The sequence below is a fragment of the Acidobacteriota bacterium genome (genome assembly GCA_016208495.1).
Classification (GTDB): Bacteria; Acidobacteriota; Blastocatellia; order Chloracidobacteriales; family Chloracidobacteriaceae; genus JACQXX01.
In genome coordinates this window covers 5,934-28,610 of the sequence record JACQXX010000111.1, presented here as the reverse complement: position 1 = coordinate 28,610, position 22,677 = coordinate 5,934, and the positions used below count along the sequence as shown (strand labels likewise).

The window sequence follows — 22,677 nt, the reverse complement described above, 5'->3', positions numbered from 1 at the left end:
TTTTCGTCCCTTTTGTCCTTTTTGTCCTTTTTGTCCTTTTTGTCCAGGAGATGGCCATGCGCACCCACACCAGACTGTTGATTGCCATTGTGAGTTTACTGCTGGTTGTTCCGTTCGCGGTGGCTTCGATACGACCAGGGGAAATTCAGGAACTGCCGTTTCTGGTGATGTTTCCCGAACTGAACACCACCCAGTTTGTGCCACCACAAATCCCGATTCCGCATACCCGGTTGACCCGACTTGAAGTGCTAATTCCAAAACCGCTGGCGGACCAGGTGACCTATGGTGGCATTTTCCTGTCAATCAATGGGCAGGCAGCCAATCGGATTCTGGATAAGGTCAACACGCCAGCGGGCAAACTGATGAAGATTGACTTGCGGCGATTGCCAGGGTTTTTGTTGCGTGAAGGGAAAAATTCAATCGAAGTGCTGGCCGAGCTGGCCGATGGGCGCGAAGTGTATAACGCCTGTGTCATTTCGACGCCCTATGGCCTGTCGGGGGTGGGAATACCAAAGCCAGGCAGCTCCGTCGTGCAGTTTACTGGTCAAAAATATGCGCTGGTGATTGGGATTTCGCGCTATCTCCATGGCAATTCGCTCAAATTTGCTGATGCCGATGCACGGGCGTTTCGTGACTTTCTGCTGAGTCGCCAGGGAGGAAGTTTCCGACCGGAAAATATTCTGTTGATTGAAAATGAATCAGCCACGTTAGGCGGTATCCAGCAAGCACTTGAAACCGTGGTCAAGCAGGTGACTTCAGATGATTTACTGGTATTTTTTCTGGCTGGACATGGCGGCCCCGATCCTGGAAGCCGCAAAACCCGCTACTTTATGACCTATGACACCGGGCAGGATTTTACCCGGTCGGCGCTCCCGATGACGTTGCTCCGTGACCGCTTGACCAAGGATCTGCGGGCGAAACGGCTGGTTTGTTTCATTGATACCTGTCACAGCGCCGGTTTGGCTGGCGATCCACAGGCAGGTGGCTTTGGTATGCGGGATTTCGGGTTGAATTTGATCAACCAGGATTTTGAAAGCCTGCTTTATGGGGCGCAAGGAATTGCGGTGTTGACCTCAAGCGACATTGACGAAAAGTCATATGAAAGCCAGGTTTGGGACGGGCATGGTGTCTTTACTTATTTTCTGTTGAAAGGGCTCAAAGGAGCAGCGGATGTGGATCGGGATAACCTGGTCACCGCTGGTGAAATTTTTGAGTACGTCCGGGGTGAAGTTCCAAAAGCGGTTGAGAGTCACATTCAGTTGCTCCGACAAAAAGGCATTACGGCTGAACTCACCGGGCAGCATCCACGGGCGGCTGTCGGAAATAACGACGGACTGCAACTGGCAATTGTGAAGTAGGGTTCGGGGTTCAGGGTTCAGGGTTCGGGGTTCGGGGTTCGGGGTTTGGGGTTCGGGGTTCGAGGTCTTCGAGTTTATGTCCTTTTGGTCACTTTAGTCCTTTTTGTCTTTTTCTGTTTTTACCCCAAGCCCTCAGCCCTCAGCCCCAAACCCTAAAAGGAGGTCCCACCATGCTTGCACTCCAATCGCTTCTGCAAAATCGGTATCGGATTGAATCCTTGCTCGGGAAAGGTGGCATGGGGGCCGTATATCGAGCCACTGATACCAGACTCAGCAACGTGGTGGCGCTCAAAGAGACCCTGTTTCAGGACGAGCGTTTACGGCGGGCGTTTGAACGCGAAGCCAAACTCCTGGCGGGACTGTTTCACCCGGCACTTCCAAAGGTCAGTGACTATTTCAGCGAAGGCGACGGTGTTTTTCTGGTGATGGCTTATGTTCCAGGCGAAGATTTGCAGCAAATGGCCGAACGCCAGCCGGGACCGTTCCCACTGAGTCAGGTGCTTGACTGGGCGGATCAGATTCTGGACGTGCTCGAATATCTTCACACTCAACAGCCGCCGATTATTCATCGCGACATCAAGCCCGCCAATTTAAAGTTGACTCCTGAAGGTCGGATCATCCTGCTTGATTTTGGAATGGCCCGAGGCGGTGGCGGCAGCAGCGTCGCTGGATATTCCGTCAATTATGCGCCGCCAGAACAAATTGATCAGATCAGCACCGATGCCCGGAGCGACCTCTATGCACTTGGCGCCACGCTCTGGCATTTGCTTTCAGGGGAATCTCCGCCCAATTCAGTAACGCGGGCGATGACCGTGGCCAATGGCGAGCCGGATCCAATGCTTCCGGTTCATCGGCTCAACCCAGGAGTTCCACAGGAGATTTCGGGAATCTTGCAACAGGCGATGGCCCTGGATCGGGAGCGCCGCCCGGCCTCAGCCAAAGTGATGCGTCAGATGTTTCGTGAGGCGGCACAGCCAGTTTTAGCTAAACAGTCAGCCAAAACATTGATTCCTGGTGGGGTAGGGCCTACGCAGCTACCCGGAACCCGAATGGCGCTCAAAGTTGAAACGCCACCGCCACTGGCTGCCACTCAAATGGCCGAAACCATTGAATCACCAGTCTTTCATCCTCAGCCAGCGCCAGTTGGGTATCAATCGCCGCCAGTTTCAGATTTCCAACCGATCCAGCCGGAAGGTCCACCACCGATCATTGGATCTTTCCAACCACCAGCCGGATCTGCGGTTCATCATCGGGCAAATCGCAGTTTGTTGTGGGCCGGAGTAGTGGCTGTACTGGCAATTGCTGGTTCGTTTCTTGCCTATCGGTACATTGCGGGAAATGCTGAGGGAAGTGGCGGGATAACCGGGAATGTTCGAGGTGAGGTCGTCGCCCTGACATTGGAAGTTGATCAGGGTGGAAAAACTCGGAAAACAACCGATGAAATAACTTTCAAAGCCGACGAAGTGTTTAAGTTTAAATTGACTCCGGTTCGTGATGGATATCTCTATCTGGTTGCACCTGGGGAAGATAAAACCCAAACAACGTTTTTGACGTCACAACCGGCAATTGATACGGGACTGACGACTAATCGTTTGCTGGCGAACCAGGAATTTGAATTCCCAGCCGGAAAAGAGCATTGGATTGGGCTTCGAGATGACAGCCCGACAACCCGGTTCACGATAATTCTTTCGCCAACCCAGTTGAAAGAGCCAAAGTTTTTCGCCAGGGAATCTGGAACCGCACTGACTGCGGGAGAAGTCAAAACTTTTGACGAGTTTTGTCAGACAAATCAGGTGCAACTCAAGCGAACCATTGAAGATGAGTCTGTCATTCGATTGGCGTTGCCTGAATCCAGGGAGGCTGGAAAACCGATTGTGTTTGAGATTGAGATAAAACGTGAAAAGTAAGATCGAATGAAGAATGAAGAATGAAGAATGAAGAATTGAGAATGAAGAATGAAGAATGAAGAATTGAGAATGAAGAATGTTCTTGGTTCTTGGAAAATATTGGTTCCCAAGTACTAAGCACCAGTCACCATGTACTTTCTCAATTCTTCATTCTCAATTCTTCATTCAAAAGGGGGCATTATGCGGCGCACATCTTTATTGTGGATGGTTGTGGTACTGGTGATTGGACTGTTTGGTCCCCTGGGGCTGGCTCAGGATACGTCTCAAACTAATGAGGAGACAGATGAGGGCGTGCGAAGTGCGTTTTTAGTAACCCGGAAAAAACCGGCTACACCGCCTGTTACAAAGGGGAAGCGTCCACCTAAAATCGGATTTCCGCTCTCTGTGCCGCGCCTGGGACTTGGAATTTCGCTCTATGCCAGATTGCGGGGAAATCCGACGGGAATGGCCGTTCGGGTTGATCCATCCCAGATTTTCCAGGCGGGTGACGCGTTACGGTTTGTCCTGGAGCCCAATACCAATGGTTTTGTGTATGTTTTTTACCGCGAAAATGACGGTGAACCGGTGATGCTGTATCCGGATGTTCGACTCAGTCGCGGATTGAACCAGATTCTGGCGCATGTCCCAATGGAGTTGCCTTCGAGTCGCGAGCTAAACCCTCAACTGCAATGGTTTTATTTTGGCAATAAACCGGCCATTGAACGCCTGTATTTTGTCGTGGCACGTGCGCCACTTCCGGGAATCCCGATTGGAAATGAATTACTGGCCTATTGTCAGCAATTTCCAGCCGCCTGTCCGTGGAAGCCTCCGCTGGCCGCCTGGCAGCAACTCGAAGGCTATTTGAGTAGTATTCCCAAACAAATGAGCAAATTAACCCGCCTGGGCCAGTCACTGACGGCTGGCGAAGGTCTGGCAATTCAGCGCGACTTCGGTTTGAAGCCAACCGACCCGGATCCGTCGCTGATTCAAATCAATACTTTTGCGGATGCCTCGTTGCTTATCGCCCAGGTGAATCTGGTGCATCAGTGAGGATGAAGAATGTGGTTAGTGGTTAGTGATTAGTGGTTAGAAATCAATGCTTTCGAAGAACGAAGAACCAAACACCAGTTACCAATCAGAATTTTCGGGAAGGGAATCCGATGTGGATGTGAGCACCGGTTGAGGATCCTGGAACCGCCTGACGAAATGCCTGAAACGGGATGCCGCTGGCGCGAAGGTGTTCCATCAGCGCCTGACCTTCAGCGCTATCTGGATGAACGCCGACGTCCATTGCATTATGGTGGTCATAGCCTAACTTGTCGTGAGTGGCTGACTGACCAAAGGCGGTAATCGGGAGCTGGCGGCCAAACCGGTTGAGGTAAAATTGCTGGAGGAAACTGGCTTCTGAAATGGACCAGCCGCGAGTACCGCTGTATTTGATGGAAACGGTGGTGTATTTCGAAAATCGAGCGGTGGTTTGCGCCATCCGGTTGAGTTGTTCATCAAGGGCGAGGACTTCGACAATCATTGAATCTGCCTGAGTGATCTGGTTTTGGGCAGTACTGATTTTGGCCTGGATAGAGTCAATGGCTTGTTGCTGGGCGTCAAGTTCGCGGCGGGCGATGAGACCCTGCTCAAAAAGGGTTTGGAGTTTTCCAAGGCGTTCCACCTGGTTTTGAGCATCGGTCTCATACAGGGCAATCAATTTTTCAAGACTGGTTTTATAACTTTCGGTCGCTTCAATAAGGTCCTGGTGGCTTTGTTTAGCTTTTTCGGCCAGGGTGGCGCGGGATTCCGCTTTTTGAGCCGGTTTTTTTTGTGCCAGGACAGGGTGTGGGGTTGCGGTGGTCAGCAACGCCACACCGAGTACAAAAAGGAATAATTTAATAGCAGGGCTGGAATTCGCCATTGTGAAAATCCTCAATCAAATTTCTGGGAAAAAACGAACATCGTGTCAATGAACTGCATTTGGCTTTGATCTGCCGCAGGAGTTCTTTGGCACCTTCGTCCTGCAGTGTAACCCCGGAAACGTTGATTGTGATGTTGCTTTGCACGCGGTCCATCAGGTCGGTGCAAATGTTTTCGAGCAGCTTCGCTTCAGCCTGGGTCAGAATGCCTTCGACTAAAACGTCTGCGTTTTGAGCGGTGCGGTCAATGGTTTGTGAAATTCGAAATGTCATTTGCCGTTCCTCCTGATGCTGTGATGAATGTTGCGGCTTTGGGTTGTGCAAATTGCTTGCCAAAGCGTGCAATATTTTTCCGGGACTCACAGCAAGTGCTTGCGAACGCACAAATTACGGTTTCATCATTCAGAAGTTTCAGTCTAATTTCCTGCGTTGTCCAGTGTTGGATGCGTCAAAAGATTCACACCCTGTCAAAAATATACCAAAGCGTAGTCAAGAATGAAGAATTGAGAATCAAGCATAAACCACTGTCACTGTGTCATTTTGTCACTCCATACTGGGTCGCCATCCAGGTTTGGTATTCACCACTGCGGACGCGGTCAACCCAGGTGCGGTTTTCCAAATACCACCTGATGGTTTTGTGGATGCCGGTTTCGAACGACTCAGCGGGCGTCCAATTTAATTCCTGTTGAATTTTGGTTGAATCAATCGCGTAGCGCCAGTCGTGACCGGGTCGGTCTTTGACAAAGGTAATTAAATTGGAGCGTGGTCCGATGGGCAACGGCTCAACCATTTCATCTAGCAATGTGCAGATGGTCTCGACCACGGCCAAGTTTCGGATTTCATTGTGGCCGCCGATGTTGTAGGTCTGTCCGCATCGTCCTCGATTCATCACCGTCCAGATTGCCGTGCAATGGTCGCGGACATAGAGCCAATCGCGCACATTGCGACCATCGCCATACACTGGCAACGGCTTGCCTTCGAGCGCGTTGAGAATCATCAGCGGAATCAGTTTTTCCGGGAAATGATAGGGGCCGTAATTGTTGGAACAGTTCGAAATCGTCACTGGCAACCCGTAGGTTTTACAATAGGCCCGAACCAGATGGTCCGAACTGGCTTTGGAAGCTGAATAAGGGCTGGTCGGACGATAGGGGGTATCTTCCGTGAAAAAGCCTTCGTCGCCGAGACTGCCATAGACTTCGTCAGTGCTGACGTGATGAAAAAGTGAAATCCGGTCTGTGCGCTGACGGGCGGCTTCAAGCAAGGTGTAGGTGCCGACGACATTGGTCTGGATGAACGCCCCCGGATTGACAATCGAGCGGTCAACGTGTGATTCGGCGGCAAAGTGACAGACCGCATCAATCTGGTGACTGTCAAAAACTTCGGCCACTTTAGCGGCATCACAAATATCAGCCTGAACAAACAGGTAGCGCTCTGGAAACCGCATTGCCAGACCGGCCAGGTTTTCCGGATTTCCGGCGTAAGTGAGTACGTCAAGATTGATCACACGCCCGGTAAACTCTGATTCTTCAAGCAGATATCGAATAAAATTGCTTCCGATGAAGCCGCATCCACCAGTCACAAGCAGGTTTTGCATAAGATCTTTTCCAAATTCCATTAAAATCGGAGTGATTACTGTACCAGTTTGCGAAAGCTTTCGAGCGTGAGTTTTAACCCTTCGGCCACTGGCATTTGGGGTTTCCAGCCAAAGCGTTCAAAGAGTTTGCGCGAGGTGAGCACGCTCCGGAATTGTTCACCGGCTTTGGCCGGACCGTAATGTTCAGGGGCATCCAGGCCCGATGCTTCGCGGAGGTGGCGAAAGATATCAACCACTGTGGTTTCAACACCCGTGCCAACGTTGTAAATATCGCTGTGGTCATCGTTGAGGGTAAACAGGTTGGCTTTGACAACATCACCGACAAACACATAATCACGAGTTTGCAACCCTTCGCCATTGATCACCAGCGGTTTGCCGGAAAGCATCCGTTCGCAGAAAATTGCGACCACTCCGGCTTCACCATGCGGGTTCTGGCGTGGACCGTAAATGTTGGCATAGCGCAGGATAGTCGTCTTCAGACCGTAGATCAGCCGGTAGTAATCCAGGTATTTCTCAACCGACAGTTTGGCGATGCCATAGGGTGAACAGGGGCGCAACGGATGGTTTTCATCGGCGGGAAAGTAATCTTGCTCTCCGTAAATCGCGCCGCCGGTCGAGGCAAACATCACGTGTTTGACACCAGCCTGACGGGCAGCTTCAAGCAAGTTAATTGAACCCAAAATATTGACCTGAGCATCAAATCGCGGGTCGCTGACTGATTTGCGAACGTCAATCTGGGCGGCATGGTGGCTAATAACATCAGGAGATTCAGCCCTCAGAATGTCAAGCAACGAATCGTCGCACAGGTCGCCTTCGATAAATCTGGCCTGGGGATTGATATTTTCACGTCGTCCAGTCGAAAGGTTGTCGAAAATGACGACTTCATGACCAAGGTTCAGAAATGCGTCGGCTACGTGTGAGCCAATAAACCCGGCGCCGCCGGTGACAAAGAGTTTCATAGGACCTCAATCAAAAGTGTGCTGTCTCAATATACAGACAAGTATCGAAAATTCAGACACCTGTCAAAAAATAGATGGTTTAATTCGGTTTTTTCAGCCCGGTTGCACACCAGCAATCAACCGGCGTCATGCGTTTTCGTTCAAGTGAAATGAGCTGGAACCCGGCTTCCTGCAACTGAGTGACCAGGGTCGTTCCCGTTTTCTGAAACTGATCATCGGTTTTGGCAAAAAAAGGCTGAACGGTCACCGCGATTTTTCCTTCTGGTTTCAACACTCGGAGCAGTTCGCGAAACCCTTCGACCGGGTCGGGCCAAAAAAAACTGGAATTGATGGTGAGCGCTTTGTGAAAAGAACAATCAGCAAATGGAAGCGGTGCCACAGTTCCAACCTGCAATGTGACCTGACCCGTTTGAATCGCTTTGAGATTGCGCCGATGAGCCTGCACAAACATGGTTTCAGAATGATCAATGCCTGCAATTTGAATCTGTGGTGTGCTTTGGATAAGTTTTTCAATGGCAACTCCGGGACCATATCCGATTTCAATCAGCCGTTCTCCCGGATGAACCCCGAGTCGTGATAATGTCCAGTCAATTCGATCATTGTTTTTGACAGCCATCAGCCAGCCAATCAATCGTCCTATCAGACCACGTGGATTTCCAAACTGAGAATACAGGTACTTCATCTTTTTTTCTCCAGGTTTTGGTGATTTACTATTATGACAATTTGATTGTCATAATGACAATTTGATTGTTATTATGAGATGAAGTCAAATAAAATTGGAAAATTTACCCTGGTTGCCGGGAGAAACCAGGGTGGAGGCCAACTGAGTCTTCTGTCTCCAAAGCTTGACAAAACCAGTGAAACCCGGACAAATAGCGGTTTTTGAGAATGGAACCTTACAGATGAACCCCAAACCAGATCTGCCATTACCCTCGCCAGCCCTGGCCCAGGCGCTTGAAACCCTCTTGATTGAGACGCTGGAAATGTTTTTTACCCTCCGGGCGGCTGGAAAACAGATCGGTGTGGTGACTCAATCAGGTGGTGGATACTGGGGGATGCTCCGCCTGCTCAAGCTCCATGGCCCACGCACCGTGCCGCAACTGGCTCGCCTGCGTTCGGTCACCCGTCAGCGGATGCAGGTTCTGGCCAACGAACTGATCAAAGATGGCGTGATTGAGTTGATCGAAAACCCTGACCATCAGCGCTCCAAACTGGTGCAACTGACGGCCAAAGGTGAAACGGTCTTTGAAGAGCTTTCAACCAGGATTTCAAATGAACTGATTCCTCTGATTGCCGGCGTGGACGTAACTGAGGTTGAGACCGCCATCCAGGTCTTACAACGCATCCGGCAACATTTTCAAAACTCATTCAAATCACAAAGGAACTCTCACGATGAAGGAACCTAAAGTTGCCATTATCACGGCAGCCAGTCGTGGAATGGGCGCCGCCTGTGCGCGTGAACTTGCCAATCGCGGCTATAAACTGGCACTGATGTCGCGTTCGACCGAAGCCGAAGACCTGGCGGAAGAACTTGGCGGATTTGGCATTACTGGTTCGGTAACCGAAGAAACCGACATCCGACGACTGGTCACCGCCACACTCGAAAAATATGGCCGGATTGATGCCGTGGTGAACAACACCGGCCATCCAGCCAAAGGCGAGTTACTCGATATTCAGGACGAAGACTGGCACAAGGGGCTGGATTTGTTGCTCTTAAATGTGGTGCGGATGTCACGACTGGTCACCCCGGTGATGGAACTGCAGGGTGGCGGCGGAATCGTCAATATTTCCTCATTCACCATGCGCATGCCGTCTTTGCCAATGCCGGTATCGTCGGTTTTGCGTGCGGCGCTATCGAGTTTTACCAAGCTCTATGCCGACCGCTATGCTCGCGTCAATATCCGCATGAACTGCATCTTGCCTGGATATGTCGAAAATTATGAAATTTCAGACGAAACACGACAGGCCATCCCAATGAACCGCCCGGCACAGCTTCAGGAAATTGCTCGGACGGTGGCCTTTTTATTATCAGAGGAAGCTGGCTACATCACGGGGCAAAGTGTCACCGTGGATGGCGGACTTACCCGGAGCTACTAAAAGCGAGTAGCGAGTGGCGAGTGGTCAACCCAGCTTCTTTTCTCTGTCAAGGTCTCGGCAAATCATACTGTACATCACTGAAAGTCCAGTGTTCAGCCTACGATCCGGTTGCTCTTTCACTGGCACTGAATGATTTTTGGACAGGCTCTCATCAACAACCTGGGGAAAAATCCTCAGTTGGTCCAGGTGTTGACCATGTCTCGGGTGAAATCTCTTGACTCTACGGTACAGACATATTTTGGCTAACAGTCAATGAAACTCTGATGGTCGCCAAATCACTGGGAAATCAGATATTCCAGCCATGGTTGAAATCTAGCGGCCATTTTGATTTCCAGGTACGTGAATTGCCTTTTCAAAATCGAGGATTCAGACATTTCTCGTCTGGTCCAATGGAGGCATTATGGAAATCAAAGTTGTGCTTTGTAATTGTAAGGGGATGTGTACATCCTTTAAAGATGCTGACATGAACACACTTCCATTCCAAATCGAGTCAGATTTGGATGTGAAGTACAGCCTGGTCAACCCACAATTGTGTGGTCAAGGAGGGAACGCGGCCTTGATGGACATTTTTCAATCGGCAGGCCCGGATACCTATATTCTGTCAGGTGCCTGTGCTCCAGAAGTGCAATCAAAGTTGTTTAAGCGGATCATTCGCAACACCGGATTTAATGAGGCTCATTTTTACCCGGTTGATATCCGTGGCACCACCAACGAAGGGATTTTGGAGCGGTTGCGCACAGCCGTGGCAGACATCATTGTACGTGAAAGCCACCACGTTGCTGTCTGAGCCGCAAACCAGGAGCGAAATAGCGAAATAGTGAAATAGTGAAAGGCTGTTTTGACAGGGCACTACTTGCTATTTCGCTATTTTGTTGCTATTCACAATGATATTTTGAAATGCTAACGTGACAAGCAAACAGGGAATGGTTTCATCCCTTACATCCTTCAAAGAACCGGAACCCCGGAACCCCAATATGGATTCACCAAAAGACATCGAACGCATAGGGGCTCTCTTGCGCGAAACCGCCCGATTGCACCTTCAATTACAACGACTGGCAGTGGCCGGTTGTGACCAAACGACGTCAACCCAGTGTTTTATCATCAGCGAACTTGGGCGAAATGGAATCTTGACACTGGCGGACCTTACCCGCCGGGTCGGGTTGGATAAAAGCTGGACGAGTCGGGCGGTTGAATCGCTGGCGCAGGAAGGTCTGATTGCCAAGGTTCAGAGTGATGAAGACCGCCGCGCGGTTTTGCTCTCGCTGACTGAAGCCGGACACAAGCGGTTTGAGAATCTCAACACGGTACTTGATACCCAGGCGGAACGCGTTTTAAACCGGATCGGCTCTGAACAACAACCTCAGGTTTTTGAAGCACTTCGCCTGATTCGAGATGCGTTGCGAATCGAACTTTCCGGTTCGGTTGCTTGTGGTGTTTCCACATCACTGCCTGATGAAAATTTAACCTTCCAGGCAGTTGGCCCAGATCAGCTTGAGTCAATCCGAAGCCTGTTACTTGATTCGCATCTTCCCGTGGCTGGGATTGAATCACCAAATCTTGAATTAACCAGTGTGTATCGAAATGGAAAGCTGGTTGGGTGTGCCGGGATGGAGCGTTATGGAAAAGACGCCTTGTTGCGCTCAGTAGCCGTTGCAGAATCAGAGCGCGGAAGTGGAGTTGGAAAACAGCTTGTTTCCAGATTGCTTGGTCAGGCTGGGCAGCAGCGGTTGAAAAAGATTGTGTTGCTGACAACCACGGCTGAGACTTTCTTTCGCCGCTTTGGTTTCCAGAAAATTCCGCGTAGCCAGGCGCCAAAGTCCGTGCTGGCATCGGTCGAATTTCAAATTGCCTGCCCCAAATCGGCCACGGTGATGGTGTATCGCGTGCCGAACTATTAGGGTTTAGGGTTCAGGGTGTTTGAAAGGTGAGAAATTCACCCTGTCACCCTGTCACCTTGTCCCTTGTTCAGATCAGACTCTGTTCCCTTATCCTGGCGCTTATGACCCCAACACTTGACCTTCTTGGTGTAAGACCTGATAATGCAGCGCTTTGGAAGCAACATCCAAACGGGCCACCGCGTCACACTCCGGCCCAACACGAAAAGCACCACTGAGTTAGAGGAACAATCTGTGATACTTGAGAAATCCGATATTTCTTCCCCGAAGTTTGAATGTCGGCCCTGGGGAAGCTACACGGTTTTGGACGAAGCCGACGGCTATAAAGTCAAGCGCATCGAAGTCTTACCTGGAAAACGACTGAGTTATCAGAAACACACCCACCGCACGGAACACTGGTTCGTCGTGCAAGGCGTTGGAAAAGTCACGCTCAACGGTGACGAAGTGCTGCTCGAACCAGGCCAGGTAATTGATATTCCGGTTCAGGCGGCACACCGCATTGAAAATCCCGGCCTGGAAGTGCTGATATTTATTGAAGTTCAACGCGGCGACTACCTTGGTGAAGACGATATCGAACGCCTTCAGGATGATTTTGGGCGAATTTCCCCCATTTTTATAGATCACATCGAAGACTTCGCCGGGATTTCCTGAGTAGAAACCAGGGCTGAGAAAACCAGGGCTAAGGGCTGAAGACATCGGGCTGAACCCTGAGAACCTGGGTGTTGAAGGAAAAATCGCAGATTGAAACAAATTACTTTGCTGGGTTAAGCAATTTGTTTTCAATAAATTGCACAAATTGTTCGAGGTCGAACATTTTGTCTTCTTCAGCCCCAAACCCTCAGTCTTCAGCCCGCTGTCCTCACCTGATCTTGCTCGGACTCCGGAATTGACCAACACCGCTTCCAACTCCACCGAGCGGTGCACCCACCAAACCAAATGAGATTGGAGTTGTCGGATTCAAACTCCCTTGAATCCGATTATTGGCGCTATCCCCGATAATTAGAGCCGAAGTTCCTGCTGCACCACCGAGCAAAATTCCCTGACTGATCGTGAGGCCCTCCGGCAACCGCACCTGTCCCAGGGGGCTGCCTGTATCACAGAGCAGCGTTGCCGGCCCGGGGGCTCCACCAGCAAAAAACAACACCCGATTGTTTCCGGTATCAGCGACAAAAAGATTCCCAAGGTTATCAACCGCAACGCCTTCCGGAACCCGAACATGTCCAGGAGACAGGCCCGAACCGACTGTTGCCACGATACTGGCGGTTGGGGACCCGCTGGCATTGGCCAGTTTCTGAATGCGGTTGTTCATCGTGTCAGCGATAAACAGATTGAAACTGGTATCAATCGCCAGTCCACGCGGACCGGTGACTTTGCCAATTGTCGTGCCGCTGGGGGCGACCACGACGGCTGGGCCTGGAACACCTCCGTTAAACCTGAGAACCCGATTGTTTCCAGTATCCGCCACATAGAGATTTCCCAGGACATCGAGCGTGAGTCCTTGCGGGGCTCGAACCTGACTCAACCCTGAGCCGGCGATGGCCAGATTGGCCCAGGTTATGCCTCCATCCGTTGAATAATGGATTCGATTGTTTCCGGTATCCGCGACATAAATCCTTTGTCCGGTGATGTCTGCGGTAACGGCTTCTGGTAGTCGGAATTGACCGGGGCCAGTTCCGGTGGTTCCAGCTCCAATAATTGACCAGGTTGTGGCGTCAAATTTTTGCACCCGGTTGTTGCTGGTGTCTGCGACATACAGCAGGCTCAATTCAGTGGCCAGAACCTGTAACGTCGCGCTGGCACTGGTATCGGTGCCGCAGTCAGATACCGCCTGGACAAAGTAACAGCCTTGTTCGCTGAACATGACGTTGGTCAGTGTGAGCGTGGTACTGCCAGCATCAGAGGTAATGGTGACCCGGCCATCACGGTCTCCGTTATTGAGCGCAATCGCTGAATTTGGACCATCACAATCGCTGTCATAAAACCACTGGAACGTAATGGTGCCGGTTCCAGTCGCTGTCACTGTAAATGTTGCCGTTTCTCCGGAATTCACCGTGTCGGAAACCGGATCCAAAGTAATGGTAGTGGCTGGGTTGACGGTTACCGTGGTCGAAGCCGTCACTGAAACACAAGTATTACTATCGGTTACAGTGACGTTATAGACTCCGGCATTGGTCAGCAAAGCCGCCAGCGTTGGATTCTGGAGTGTTGAAGTAAATCCATTTGGCCCGGTCCAGCTAAAGCTAAATGGGCCGTTTCCAGATGGCGTTGAGTTGAGTTGAATCGTCGTGCCTTCGCAAAACGGCCCGGTGTTGCTGGCCGAAACGGTCGGCAATGGATTGACCACAACCAGGGTGGTTGCTGGAACAGATGAACTGCAATTGTTGGAATCAGTTACCGTGACAGAATACATTCCGGCATTCGCCATGGTCGCTGCCAGCGTTGGATTTTGAAGGCTTGACACGAAACTGTTTGGTCCGGTCCAGCTAAAGGTGAACGGTCCATTTCCGGTCGGAGTAGCCTGAAGCTGAATGACCCCGACGCCTTCACAATACGGCCCGGTGTTGCTGGCCGAAACGGTCGGTAGTGGATTGACCACCACCGTGGTGGTTGCGGCAGTGGATGAAACACAACTATTCGAATCAGTGACCATGACTGAATACAAACCAGCATTGGCCGCTGTCGCCGGTCGGGTTGGATTTTGATCCGAAGCGGTAAAACCATTGGGTCCAGTCCAGCTAAAAGTAAACGGTCCATTTCCCGATGGAGTCGAGTTGAGTTGAATGGTTGTGCCGTCACAGTACGGGCCGGTGTTGCTGGCCGAAACGGTCGGCAGTGGATTGACGACAACCGTGGTGGTTGCGGCGGTGGACGAAGCGCAAGTGTTGGCATCCGTGACGGTCACCGAATACAGACCGGCATTGGCGGCTGTGGCTGCCAGCGTTGGATTTTGGTCCGAAGAAATAAAACTGTTCGGCCCCGTCCAGCTAAAGGTGAATGGTCCATTTCCGGATGGAGTGGCGTTGAGCTGGATGGTGCCGACGCCTTCACAATAGGGCCCCGTGTTGCTGGCCGAAACGGTTGGCAACGGATTGACCACCACGGTGGTGGTGGCAGCCGGAGAAGAAACGCAATTATTCGAGTCAGTGACCGTAACCGAATACAGACCGGCATTGGCCGCCGTGGCCGGACGAGTTGGATTTTGATCCGAAGAGGTAAAGCCATTTGGACCAGTCCAGCTAAAGGTAACCGGTCCGTTTCCGGATGGAGTCGAGTTGAGTTGAATCGTGGTGCCGTCGCAGTAAGGACCAGTATTGCCGGCTGAAACCGTTGGCAATGGGTTGACCACGACCGTGGTGGTTGCGGCGGCGGATGACGTGCAATTGTTGGCATCGGTGATGGTCACCGAATACAACCCGGCATTGGCCGTCGTGGCTGGACGGGTTGGATTTTGAACCGAAGAAGTAAACCCTCCGGGCCCGGTCCAGCTAAAAGTGAACGGTGCTGTTCCAACCCCTGGCGTAGCATTGAGTTGGATGGTGCCGCCTTCGCAGTAGGGTCCCGTGTTGCTGGCCGAAACGGTCGGCAATGGATTGACCACCACGGTGGTGGTTGCAGCGGTGGAACTGCAATTGTTGGAATCAGTAACCGTAACCGAATACAGCCCCGCGTTGGCTACTGTGGCTGGGCGAGTTGGATTTTGGTCGGTTGACGAAAATCCTCCTGGACCGCTCCACACAAATGAATATGGCGCGGTTCCACCGTTTGGTGTGCAGTTCAGTTGGATTGTGCCGCCTTCGCAGTACGGACCGGTGTTGCTGGCCGTCACCATCACCATACACACGACATCCAGTGTGAAACTGGTGTCGGTTGTGTCTCCACAGTTGTCAGTGGCGCGAATCGTCACCACATAACTCCCCAACGGCCCGGCATTGGTGACTGAAACAACACCCGTTCCGTCATCCACCAGAATCGTGCCGGTAAATGTATTGGGTACAATGCTCAGAAGGTCAATTGAGGAAATTGTTCCGTTGTCGAGCGGTCCGGTGCTTGGAAAAATTGTTTCAGGGCCTCCCAACAAGACTGACTGGGGGCTGGCATAGGACAATGTCGGTGGCGGATTGGGGGTCACCGTCACCGCCAGAGTATCAGTGTCAATCTGGCTGACATTGTTGGTTACTGAAAGCGTAAAGGTCGTGTCGGTCGCATCGCAATCTGCCACCACATCGGCGTGGACAGCTCCGGCTTCATCAATCACGAGGTTTGAAATCATCACGCCATTGCTGGTTGCCGACGCGCCGCCGTTAATGGTGACATTGAGTGTAAACACGGCCTGGTTTGGGTCGGTGACATTGGCAATCACCATATTTGAAGCTGGACTGCCTTCGGTGACCGTCGCCGGCGCGGCGGTAATATTGAGCGCCCGGTTACAGATGGAAAATTCAGAGGTGTTGCCATTGGCATCCGTGGCCGTGGCCGTAATGATGTCTTTACCGGCCACTGGCGTGAAGGTAAAGAGCACGGTTCCCGGCGCCGCCAGCGACGTTGAGCCCAGGAATTCATCGCCTTCGCCTGCACCAAATTGATCGCAGGCTTCGTTGGCAAAAAATTCCAGCCGAACTGGATAGGCCGTGTTGCTGGTCGAACTGTCGAGTGTGGCATTGACCGAACTGGCTGAAACCGGGCTGATGGTTGGGTAATTTTGAACATTGTTGGCACCGGTATCTGGATCAAGCGCGTCATTGAGGGTGAGATCTTCATTGGCCAGATCAATTCCCAGGCGTCCATTGCCGGTAATCCGGTTGCCGAGGATCCGGTTGCCAGTGCCGGTGTTAGCCACGAAAACGCCCTGTCGGTTACTAAAGGCGATTACGTTGCCTTCATTGGGGTTGGTGCCTCCCAGCAGGGTGTTTGAAACTGGCCCAAACCCAAAGGCGGAGCCGATATCAATGCCGACTTCGTTCCCCAATGGGCTGGTGCCATTGGCGGCCACACCGATCAAATTATTTTGAATGGTGATATTGGTTGACTCGTCGAGATAGATGCCATGGATGGTATTTCCACTAATGACATTTCGGGCCCCAGTCGCTGTACCTCCAATCACATGACCGCTGGTTGATCGGCTGGTTCCAATTCCGGTGACGTTTCCAAGGGCCATATCCCCCGCCGGGTTGGTGCCGATGTAGTTGCCCTGGATTATGGCATTGGTCGTGGCATCCACGATGCCCACGCCAATATCGCTTCCACTGAGAATGTTGCGTGCGGCTGAGGTTGTTCCTCCCACCAGGGCATCCGCGCTGTTTTCGACCTGGATTCCCGCAAACGTGGGAATGACCGCCGTTCCCGCTGCATTGAGTCCAAAAATATTTCCCTGAATTGTCGCATTGGGAACCGCATTGGCCAGGTACAGGGAAATTCGGGACCCACTCGCCAGGTTCCCAGCACCCGGACTGGTGCCGCCAAAGACAAGCAAGCTGGAGTTGAAACAAAACACACCGTTACTGAAGGCCGCTGGTGTCAGGTCAGCCGTTCCCGCCGCATTTGGACCAATGTAGTTTCCTTGAATCGCAAGATTGGAACTGTTGTTAACAAAGACATTGGCATTGGTTGCTCCACTGAGAAGGTTGCGAGCTTGGGGTGTTGTTCCACCAATCAGCGTTCCCGAGCCGCTAAAGATCTGGAGGCTGAAATGGTTGGCCTGATCCGTCGTTCCAGTCGGATTCACTCCGAAAAAATTCCCGTCAATCGTGTTGGTGTCGGACCGAATCCCTAGCGCCGTGGCTGAAAGGGCTGCGGTTCGATTCATCACCAGTCCTCGGATGCGACTACTTGACGAACCAGTTCCCAATTCAAGTGCCCGCTGATTGACTCCAACCCCTGTTCCGTCAATTTCGACCAGCAACGTGGCATCGTTCCCAGCCACAAGCGTGTTTGGTGATGTCCCTGATTGCGTGTATCCGTCAATGGTGACGGGTTGGGTAATCACCGGAAGTGGCCCGGTTAAAGTAATGGTCTGAACTCCGGCCCCAGGAATGTTGAAATTGATCGTATCGGCACCGGGCGAAGCATTGGCCTGGGTGATGCAATAGCGCAAATCCCCCGAAGTTCCGCTTCCAGCGCCGGTGTCTGAGGTACTGATGACTGTAAACGTCGCCATCGGCTGGGTTTGAATGATGGATGGCCGCTTGCGGTTTTGATGGAAAACCACCAGATCATTGAGCCCGTCTCCGTTGAGCTGCATGGGAAGTACCAGGACTGGCTGGCCCACTGTTGAAGGTACGTCAACCTGCACGGCCTTGAGAGCTGAAGGAGTTCTTTGGTTTTTTGACGAGTCATCGGAAAAACAGGTCAGGACCTGCAAACTGGATGGTTGACCAACTGTAATCAAATCATCATGGCCCAGGCTGGAAGACCGGGTGCGAACCAGCGTTTCCGCCGTGGTGACCGGTTTTCCAAGTTGAACCAGTTCCCAATCTGAAAGCTGATCTCTGGCCGGGTGTCTTAACAGGTGAACCTGCCCTTCATCGGCTAACAATGCCAGTTCGGGGTGTTCACTCCCTGAAAAATTGCCGATGACCACTGACTTCAATCCAAATGGAAATGACCGCCGATCAATGTGGATTGGGGCGACATCATCATCGCTGATCGAGAGTTTCCGGTTGCGGCCTTGAATGAGGACCAGTTCATTGCCCGCAGCAACCACAATGTCGGTTTCCGGACCTCCACTAATTTCACCAATTGAGATGGATCTCGGCGGCGCTGAGAGTTCAATCCCTTCCGGCGCGGCACGGAGCGCCCCTTCTGGACCTTCAAAGCACAACAATTGACCGCCGGATTCGGTGGCAATGCCGATGACTAAATCTGACAGGCCATCGGCCCGGTTGATATCACCTGTGGTCAAGGTTGTGAGTGGGCCCGGAAGTCCCCGCACCGAAGCTTCCGCAAACTGGCCCTTTCCAGTTCCCGCCATCCAAAACAATCGGGTATCACCCCGACGAGCCAGCGCAATATCAGCTTTTCCATCACCGTTAAAATCACCGGCGCCGAGGAAATCAGGACGCGTCGGAACTGAAATCCACAGGCTGGTTTCCCGCAGTGGTGATGCCAGTATCGGCTCCGATTTTTGTGATCGGTGACCTGGGAAAGCGGCTTCGGCCAAACCTTGATAGAACACCAGCATGCCGCCCGTTGCGGTTTGATACCCGGCCATGACATCCGGCATTCCATCGCTGTCAAAGTCAGCCGTTGCCAGTGAGACCGGAGACAGGTCAGTGGTTGCTGATTTTGCCGATGATTCATCAGGGGCAATAAACTCAATCCCATTCTCAAATTGAAAATGTGGATTCCCCCGCTGTGTAGCCTTGAAGCTGACAACGTGAAAGTTGTTGGTGAGCGAATTGGATTTGGTTGGGAAAGTGGAATGGTGAGTGGAAGAGGAAGTGAACGAAACTGACACAAAAAGGCTACCGATTACTCCAGCCAGACAAAGCCGGGCCAGCGGAGTGCACGGTATATGGCGTGACGAAGGCATATACCTTTGGCTCCTGTTGGAATTTTCCCGAAACCTCGATACAGGAAGGTGATTTTTTGGTCTGGAGGATTTTGTTTCAACTGGTATACCAGAAACGGTATGTCAGAAAAAGCCCAGTTTTGAATCGAGACCAGAGTCACCTATGCCATAAATGTGTTTGCCGAAGGCAACCCCCTGGAAATACTTGAGGTTCCTGCCCCAGGAAAACACGCCGCCACCCAACACAGGCGATGGAAAATCTACTCCTGCACGAAAAAAAAACAGACCAGTCTCGGCCTGGATGACTGACACCTGGAACTGGTCTGTGAGGTTTCTGGGTTAGGAACAAAAATCCATTCTGACGAAACGGATCTCTAGGTTCAGTGAAAGAGGAGTGAACCCGTGAAAAACGGTAGCGGTAAGTGAAGAAAACTGTCTTGGAGTTTCGTGCGGATCTGAGGAATTTCTTGCTATCGGGAACGATATTTTCCAGGGGAGATACCCAACAGGGTCTTAAAGTGGTTGGTCAGGTGACTTTGATCGGTAAAGCCGACTGCCTGGGCGACGTCGGCAATGGTCAAATTTCGGTTGAGCAGCAATTCCTTGGCCTGTTCGACCCGCAACTTGATCAGATATTGGTGCGGAGAAAGTCCTGTTGAGCGCTTAAACAGCCGGGCAAAGTGAAACTGACTGACATCAACCAGCTCCGCCAGTTGTTCGAGCGTCACTTTTTGATCCAGATTGGCTCTCAGGAAATCAGTCACCCGGCGAAGTTGGGCTGGTTCAAGTCCGTTGGTATGCGTTGGAATAACCAGTGGTCGAGTGGCATAACTCTTGAGTAAATGGATGACCAGAGCGGTGCCAATCGAATCACCAAACAAGGCCCCGTTGGGGCAATCATCTTCAAGTTCAACCTTGAGTACTTGAGCCAGGTTGAAAATTCTTACGTCCACAATATCGCGCCGCAACGGGAGTTCGCTGGTGGGTGACAGTCCTTCCTGGGCGGCGATGCGATCAAAAAAACTGGGCTCAATCGCCACCCGCAGAATATCCACCGATTGATCCCACCGACCTGCCGGGAGTGTCGCGTGGGCGGGGAACAGACACACATCCCCCTGTCGCATCACCCGATTTTCAAACTGTCCGCCAATTTTCCATTCCAGATTGCAGGGTTTCGGGCTGAGATGAATGCTCAACGTGTGTTGATGCGGCACCAGGTCTGGTTCGTCTTCAAGCGGCGGCAGACGATGGATTTCAATACACAGTCCAGTCCAGGGCGAAGCGGTGCTTTCAAGCTGAACGAACTGCTCGTCAATTTTGAAAACCGGTACCTGATTGGACTTGAATAACAATCGGCGCATAGAGGAAAACAGCAAAGTAGCGAAGTAGCGAAAGAAAAGCGAGTAGCGAGTAGTCAAACCACCTGGGTGATTTGAGTCAGTTGTCAGTACCACCTTCGTGAGTGGGTCGGGGGTTTTGCTGGAATAACTGAATGGATTGAATCTATGGGCAACAAGTTACAGGCTTTGGATGAAAATTCAAGGTACAATGCCTGAAACCCAAAACCCTGAAACTCCAAAACCCTGAATCATATGACAACCAGAATATTGTTTGATCAGCTTGATATTTTCTATGACTACTGGGATATGGCGAACTATCTCGAACAAGGACATTTTTACACTGATCGCTGGAGTGTGATTTCGTGCCGCGCGGTGAAAGTTGGTGACCAGGTTTTCTTTCTGGACAACTGGATGGAGGAAGACGAATGCGGAATTTTTGCGCGGGGAACGATTGTGGCAGCCGAAGAAGATGAGCAAAAGCGATTTCTGGATGCGGAATATGCCCGATTGAGCCCGTCGTACTGTCCTTATTATGAAGCTGACGATGAAATTGAAGCCGAAGACGGATCAGAAGTCCTGTTTGTCCGCTTTGAACTGGACTCGGCGGTTCGTGACCGAAGTGACACGCTTCAATTGAAAGAACTCAAAAACCTGCCAGCCGCCAAAGGGCTCAAATACAAGCCGAAAAAAAGCGGTGAAGCCTTTCCTGGGAAATTTTCAGTCCTGTTGGACGAGCAATGGCAGGCACATATTGAAAAACTGAGTAACCTCAATCGAGTTGTCATCAAGGGCAGAATGAAGAATGAAGAAGCCATTTAGTGGTTAGTGATTAGAAATCAATAGCTTCCAAGAACCAGGAACTAACCACTAACCACTAACCACTTTCTTCATTCTTTTTAGCAGCAGGTTCGAACGACAATCAGGCGGTTTCCCTGGCGATATTGTGGGCGCAGGAGCCAGACATGCAGACCGGCCATCACCAGAGTTCCAATCAGTGTATTGGTACCGGTCATTTTCAGAAATGGTGTCAGGCTGGTTGGCAAAAGGACACCAGCATCAAGGCTCCAGGCAGCCAGCGGCTTGCTAGCAAAAAGGAACGCCAGGGCCAGTACCTGAAAAATGGTAATTGCTACGTGAAGGGCATATTCAAACGAGGTCAACCCACCCAGTTCTCTTCGGCTCTCGTTTTCGGAAAACACGTCCCAAAATTCGACGACAAAACCAATCAATACAAACAGTAAACCCACCCAGAGCGCGATTCCGGCTGAATTATTCGCAAACAGCAAATACAGGGTTGGAATAAACAAAAATGCCCGTAACGTGTGCAATTTATGCTCAAAAACAGTTTCTGGTCGGGCATGAAGGCGATATTTCCACAGGTGCAAATAAATGCCGTCAACGGCGGCAAAGATTGAAAAAAGGGCCAGTGAAATGGCGGCGGCAATCTCTAAGTGTTCCATAGGTGTTTATTGAACCTCCTGAATAAAGTCAGTGAGCCAGGTACGGATTTCATCGCGCACGCGTCGAAATTCAGCCAGTCGTTCTTCGTCAGTTCCTGTGACGGCAGCCGGATCGTCAAAGCTGAAGTGGATGCGCCGGATTTTGGCTGGAACATAAGGGCAATTTTCTTTGGCGTTGTCACACACAGTGATCACATAGTCAAATTCCTGCCCGGCGAAATCATTCACCGATTTTGACCAGTGACTGGTGATGTCAATGCCGATTTCACGCAACGCAGCAATGGCTTCTGGGCGGACCAGGCTCGGTTTGGTTCCAGCCGAATGGACTTCAAACGCCGGGCCGCCATCGTGGCGGAGTAACCCTTCAGCCATCTGGCTGCGGGCGGAATTTCCAGTACAAAGGATGAGTGTTCGAAGCGGTTGATTCATATAGGGTTCAGGGTTCAGGGTTCAGGGTTCAGGGTTCAGGGTTCAGGGTTCAGGGTTTTCGAAACCCTTAGGGAGCGTTAAAAAATAAGTTCCTGGGGGCGGGGCGTCCTGTTACGCCCAGGTTTTGGTTTTGCACCGCGAAGCGTTGCCGGTCGGATAGCCGGTCGGTTGGCTGCTTTGGGCCTACCACCGGATCCAAGGGCTACCCATTGTTTCTCCCCACTTCGCCCGCGCCCATGGGGGCG

The 22,677-nt window shown here is 51.5% G+C and carries 18 protein-coding genes; 9 read left to right on the top strand and 9 right to left on the bottom strand.

Going from position 1 to position 22,677, the window contains the following annotated elements; genetic code table 11:
* The first annotated feature begins 56 nt into the window (after nucleotides 1–56).
* From HY774_23055 to HY774_23045, 3 genes are all read left to right on the top strand, one after another.
* Nucleotides 57–1,358, top strand: a complete 1,302-nt coding sequence (locus tag HY774_23055; GenBank protein MBI4751368.1) for a caspase family protein — start codon at nucleotides 57–59, stop codon at nucleotides 1,356–1,358.
* 170 nt (nucleotides 1,359–1,528) lie between these two features.
* Nucleotides 1,529–3,265, top strand: a complete 1,737-nt coding sequence (locus tag HY774_23050; protein MBI4751367.1) for a protein kinase — start codon at nucleotides 1,529–1,531, stop codon at nucleotides 3,263–3,265.
* Between the two features lie 180 nt (nucleotides 3,266–3,445).
* Complete coding sequence (locus HY774_23045; protein ID MBI4751366.1) at nucleotides 3,446–4,294, top strand: DUF4384 domain-containing protein; 849 nt, start codon at nucleotides 3,446–3,448, stop codon at nucleotides 4,292–4,294.
* An 85-nt stretch (nucleotides 4,295–4,379) separates the two neighbouring features.
* Here the strand turns inward: HY774_23045 and HY774_23040 are convergent, their stop codons facing one another.
* The 5 genes from HY774_23040 to HY774_23020 all read right to left on the bottom strand — a co-directional run bounded on the left by HY774_23040 (nucleotide 4,380) and on the right by HY774_23020 (nucleotide 8,386).
* Nucleotides 4,380–5,153, bottom strand: coding sequence for a hypothetical protein (locus tag HY774_23040; GenBank protein ID MBI4751365.1), 774 nt, complete (start codon nucleotides 5,151–5,153; stop codon nucleotides 4,380–4,382).
* Nucleotides 5,128–5,424 carry a hypothetical protein gene (locus HY774_23035; GenBank protein ID MBI4751364.1) on the bottom strand — a complete coding sequence of 99 codons (297 nt, stop codon included), beginning with the start codon at nucleotides 5,422–5,424 and terminating at the stop codon, nucleotides 5,128–5,130. Before HY774_23035 ends, HY774_23040 begins: the two co-directional genes overlap by 26 nt.
* 262 nt (nucleotides 5,425–5,686) lie before the next feature.
* Nucleotides 5,687–6,745 carry a dTDP-glucose 4,6-dehydratase gene (gene rfbB, locus HY774_23030; protein MBI4751363.1) on the bottom strand — a complete coding sequence of 353 codons (1,059 nt, stop codon included), beginning with the start codon at nucleotides 6,743–6,745 and terminating at the stop codon, nucleotides 5,687–5,689.
* Between the two features lie 35 nt (nucleotides 6,746–6,780).
* A complete protein-coding gene (locus HY774_23025; GenBank protein ID MBI4751362.1) occupies nucleotides 6,781–7,704 on the bottom strand; it encodes an NAD-dependent epimerase/dehydratase family protein in 924 nt (307 codons plus the stop codon).
* Between the two features lie 79 nt (nucleotides 7,705–7,783).
* Nucleotides 7,784–8,386, bottom strand: coding sequence for a methyltransferase domain-containing protein (locus HY774_23020; protein MBI4751361.1), 603 nt, complete (start codon nucleotides 8,384–8,386; stop codon nucleotides 7,784–7,786).
* A 283-nt stretch (nucleotides 8,387–8,669) separates the two neighbouring features.
* On the opposite strand from HY774_23020, the gene HY774_23015 reads away from it, so the two are divergent.
* From HY774_23015 to HY774_22995, 5 genes are all read left to right on the top strand, one after another.
* Complete coding sequence (locus tag HY774_23015) at nucleotides 8,670–9,110, top strand: MarR family transcriptional regulator (protein ID MBI4751360.1); 441 nt, start codon at nucleotides 8,670–8,672, stop codon at nucleotides 9,108–9,110.
* Nucleotides 9,097–9,801 (top strand): SDR family oxidoreductase, encoded by a 705-nt coding sequence (locus HY774_23010; protein MBI4751359.1) that lies wholly within the window; start codon nucleotides 9,097–9,099, stop codon nucleotides 9,799–9,801. The genes HY774_23015 and HY774_23010 overlap by 14 nt, the downstream gene beginning before the upstream one ends.
* A 400-nt stretch (nucleotides 9,802–10,201) precedes the next feature.
* Nucleotides 10,202–10,588, top strand: coding sequence for a hypothetical protein (locus HY774_23005; protein ID MBI4751358.1), 387 nt, complete (start codon nucleotides 10,202–10,204; stop codon nucleotides 10,586–10,588).
* Nucleotides 10,589–10,775: 187 nt separating this feature from the next.
* Nucleotides 10,776–11,699, top strand: coding sequence for a GNAT family N-acetyltransferase (locus HY774_23000; GenBank protein MBI4751357.1), 924 nt, complete (start codon nucleotides 10,776–10,778; stop codon nucleotides 11,697–11,699).
* 141 nt (nucleotides 11,700–11,840) lie between these two features.
* Nucleotides 11,841–12,347 carry a phosphomannose isomerase type II C-terminal cupin domain gene (locus HY774_22995; GenBank protein ID MBI4751356.1) on the top strand — a complete coding sequence of 169 codons (507 nt, stop codon included), beginning with the start codon at nucleotides 11,841–11,843 and terminating at the stop codon, nucleotides 12,345–12,347.
* Nucleotides 12,348–12,555: 208 nt separating this feature from the next.
* Here the strand turns inward: HY774_22995 and HY774_22990 are convergent, their stop codons facing one another.
* Nucleotides 12,556–19,224, bottom strand: coding sequence for a VCBS repeat-containing protein (locus HY774_22990; GenBank protein MBI4751355.1), 6,669 nt, complete (start codon nucleotides 19,222–19,224; stop codon nucleotides 12,556–12,558).
* Nucleotides 19,225–19,673: 449 nt separating this feature from the next.
* The gene (locus tag HY774_22985; GenBank protein MBI4751354.1) at nucleotides 19,674–20,564 is read right to left on the bottom strand and encodes a helix-turn-helix transcriptional regulator; all 891 of its coding nucleotides are present in this window, start codon (nucleotides 20,562–20,564) and stop codon (nucleotides 19,674–19,676) included.
* A gap of 231 nt (nucleotides 20,565–20,795) precedes the next feature.
* On the opposite strand from HY774_22985, the gene HY774_22980 reads away from it, so the two are divergent.
* Entirely contained in the window at nucleotides 20,796–21,362 is a 567-nt protein-coding gene (locus tag HY774_22980) for a hypothetical protein (GenBank protein MBI4751353.1), read from the top strand.
* 77 nt (nucleotides 21,363–21,439) lie between these two features.
* Here HY774_22980 and HY774_22975 read toward each other — a convergent pair whose 3' ends face one another.
* Together HY774_22975 and HY774_22970 are read right to left on the bottom strand one after the other, a co-directional pair.
* Nucleotides 21,440–22,003, bottom strand: coding sequence for a hypothetical protein (locus HY774_22975; protein MBI4751352.1), 564 nt, complete (start codon nucleotides 22,001–22,003; stop codon nucleotides 21,440–21,442).
* 6 nt (nucleotides 22,004–22,009) lie between these two features.
* Nucleotides 22,010–22,432: an arsenate reductase ArsC gene (locus tag HY774_22970; protein MBI4751351.1), complete on the bottom strand. Its 423-nt coding sequence runs from the start codon at nucleotides 22,430–22,432 to the stop codon at nucleotides 22,010–22,012.
* Nucleotides 22,433–22,677 lie beyond the last annotated feature (245 nt).

Coding starts and splice junctions, on each gene's coding strand:
- HY774_23055 (MBI4751368.1), top strand. CDS start 57: ATGCGCACCCACACCAGACTGTTGATTGCCATTGTGAGTTTACTGCTG.
- HY774_23050 (MBI4751367.1), top strand. CDS start 1,529: ATGCTTGCACTCCAATCGCTTCTGCAAAATCGGTATCGGATTGAATCC.
- HY774_23045 (MBI4751366.1), top strand. CDS start 3,446: ATGCGGCGCACATCTTTATTGTGGATGGTTGTGGTACTGGTGATTGGA.
- HY774_23040 (MBI4751365.1), bottom strand. CDS start 5,153: ATGGCGAATTCCAGCCCTGCTATTAAATTATTCCTTTTTGTACTCGGT.
- HY774_23035 (MBI4751364.1), bottom strand. CDS start 5,424: ATGACATTTCGAATTTCACAAACCATTGACCGCACCGCTCAAAACGCA.
- rfbB (MBI4751363.1), bottom strand. CDS start 6,745: ATGCAAAACCTGCTTGTGACTGGTGGATGCGGCTTCATCGGAAGCAAT.
- HY774_23025 (MBI4751362.1), bottom strand. CDS start 7,704: ATGAAACTCTTTGTCACCGGCGGCGCCGGGTTTATTGGCTCACACGTA.
- HY774_23020 (MBI4751361.1), bottom strand. CDS start 8,386: ATGAAGTACCTGTATTCTCAGTTTGGAAATCCACGTGGTCTGATAGGA.
- HY774_23010 (MBI4751359.1), top strand. CDS start 9,097: ATGAAGGAACCTAAAGTTGCCATTATCACGGCAGCCAGTCGTGGAATG.
- HY774_23005 (MBI4751358.1), top strand. CDS start 10,202: ATGGAAATCAAAGTTGTGCTTTGTAATTGTAAGGGGATGTGTACATCC.
- HY774_23000 (MBI4751357.1), top strand. CDS start 10,776: ATGGATTCACCAAAAGACATCGAACGCATAGGGGCTCTCTTGCGCGAA.
- HY774_22995 (MBI4751356.1), top strand. CDS start 11,841: ATGCAGCGCTTTGGAAGCAACATCCAAACGGGCCACCGCGTCACACTC.
- HY774_22990 (MBI4751355.1), bottom strand. CDS start 19,224: ATGCCTTCGTCACGCCATATACCGTGCACTCCGCTGGCCCGGCTTTGT.
- HY774_22985 (MBI4751354.1), bottom strand. CDS start 20,564: ATGCGCCGATTGTTATTCAAGTCCAATCAGGTACCGGTTTTCAAAATT.
- HY774_22980 (MBI4751353.1), top strand. CDS start 20,796: ATGACAACCAGAATATTGTTTGATCAGCTTGATATTTTCTATGACTAC.
- HY774_22975 (MBI4751352.1), bottom strand. CDS start 22,003: ATGGAACACTTAGAGATTGCCGCCGCCATTTCACTGGCCCTTTTTTCA.
- HY774_22970 (MBI4751351.1), bottom strand. CDS start 22,432: ATGAATCAACCGCTTCGAACACTCATCCTTTGTACTGGAAATTCCGCC.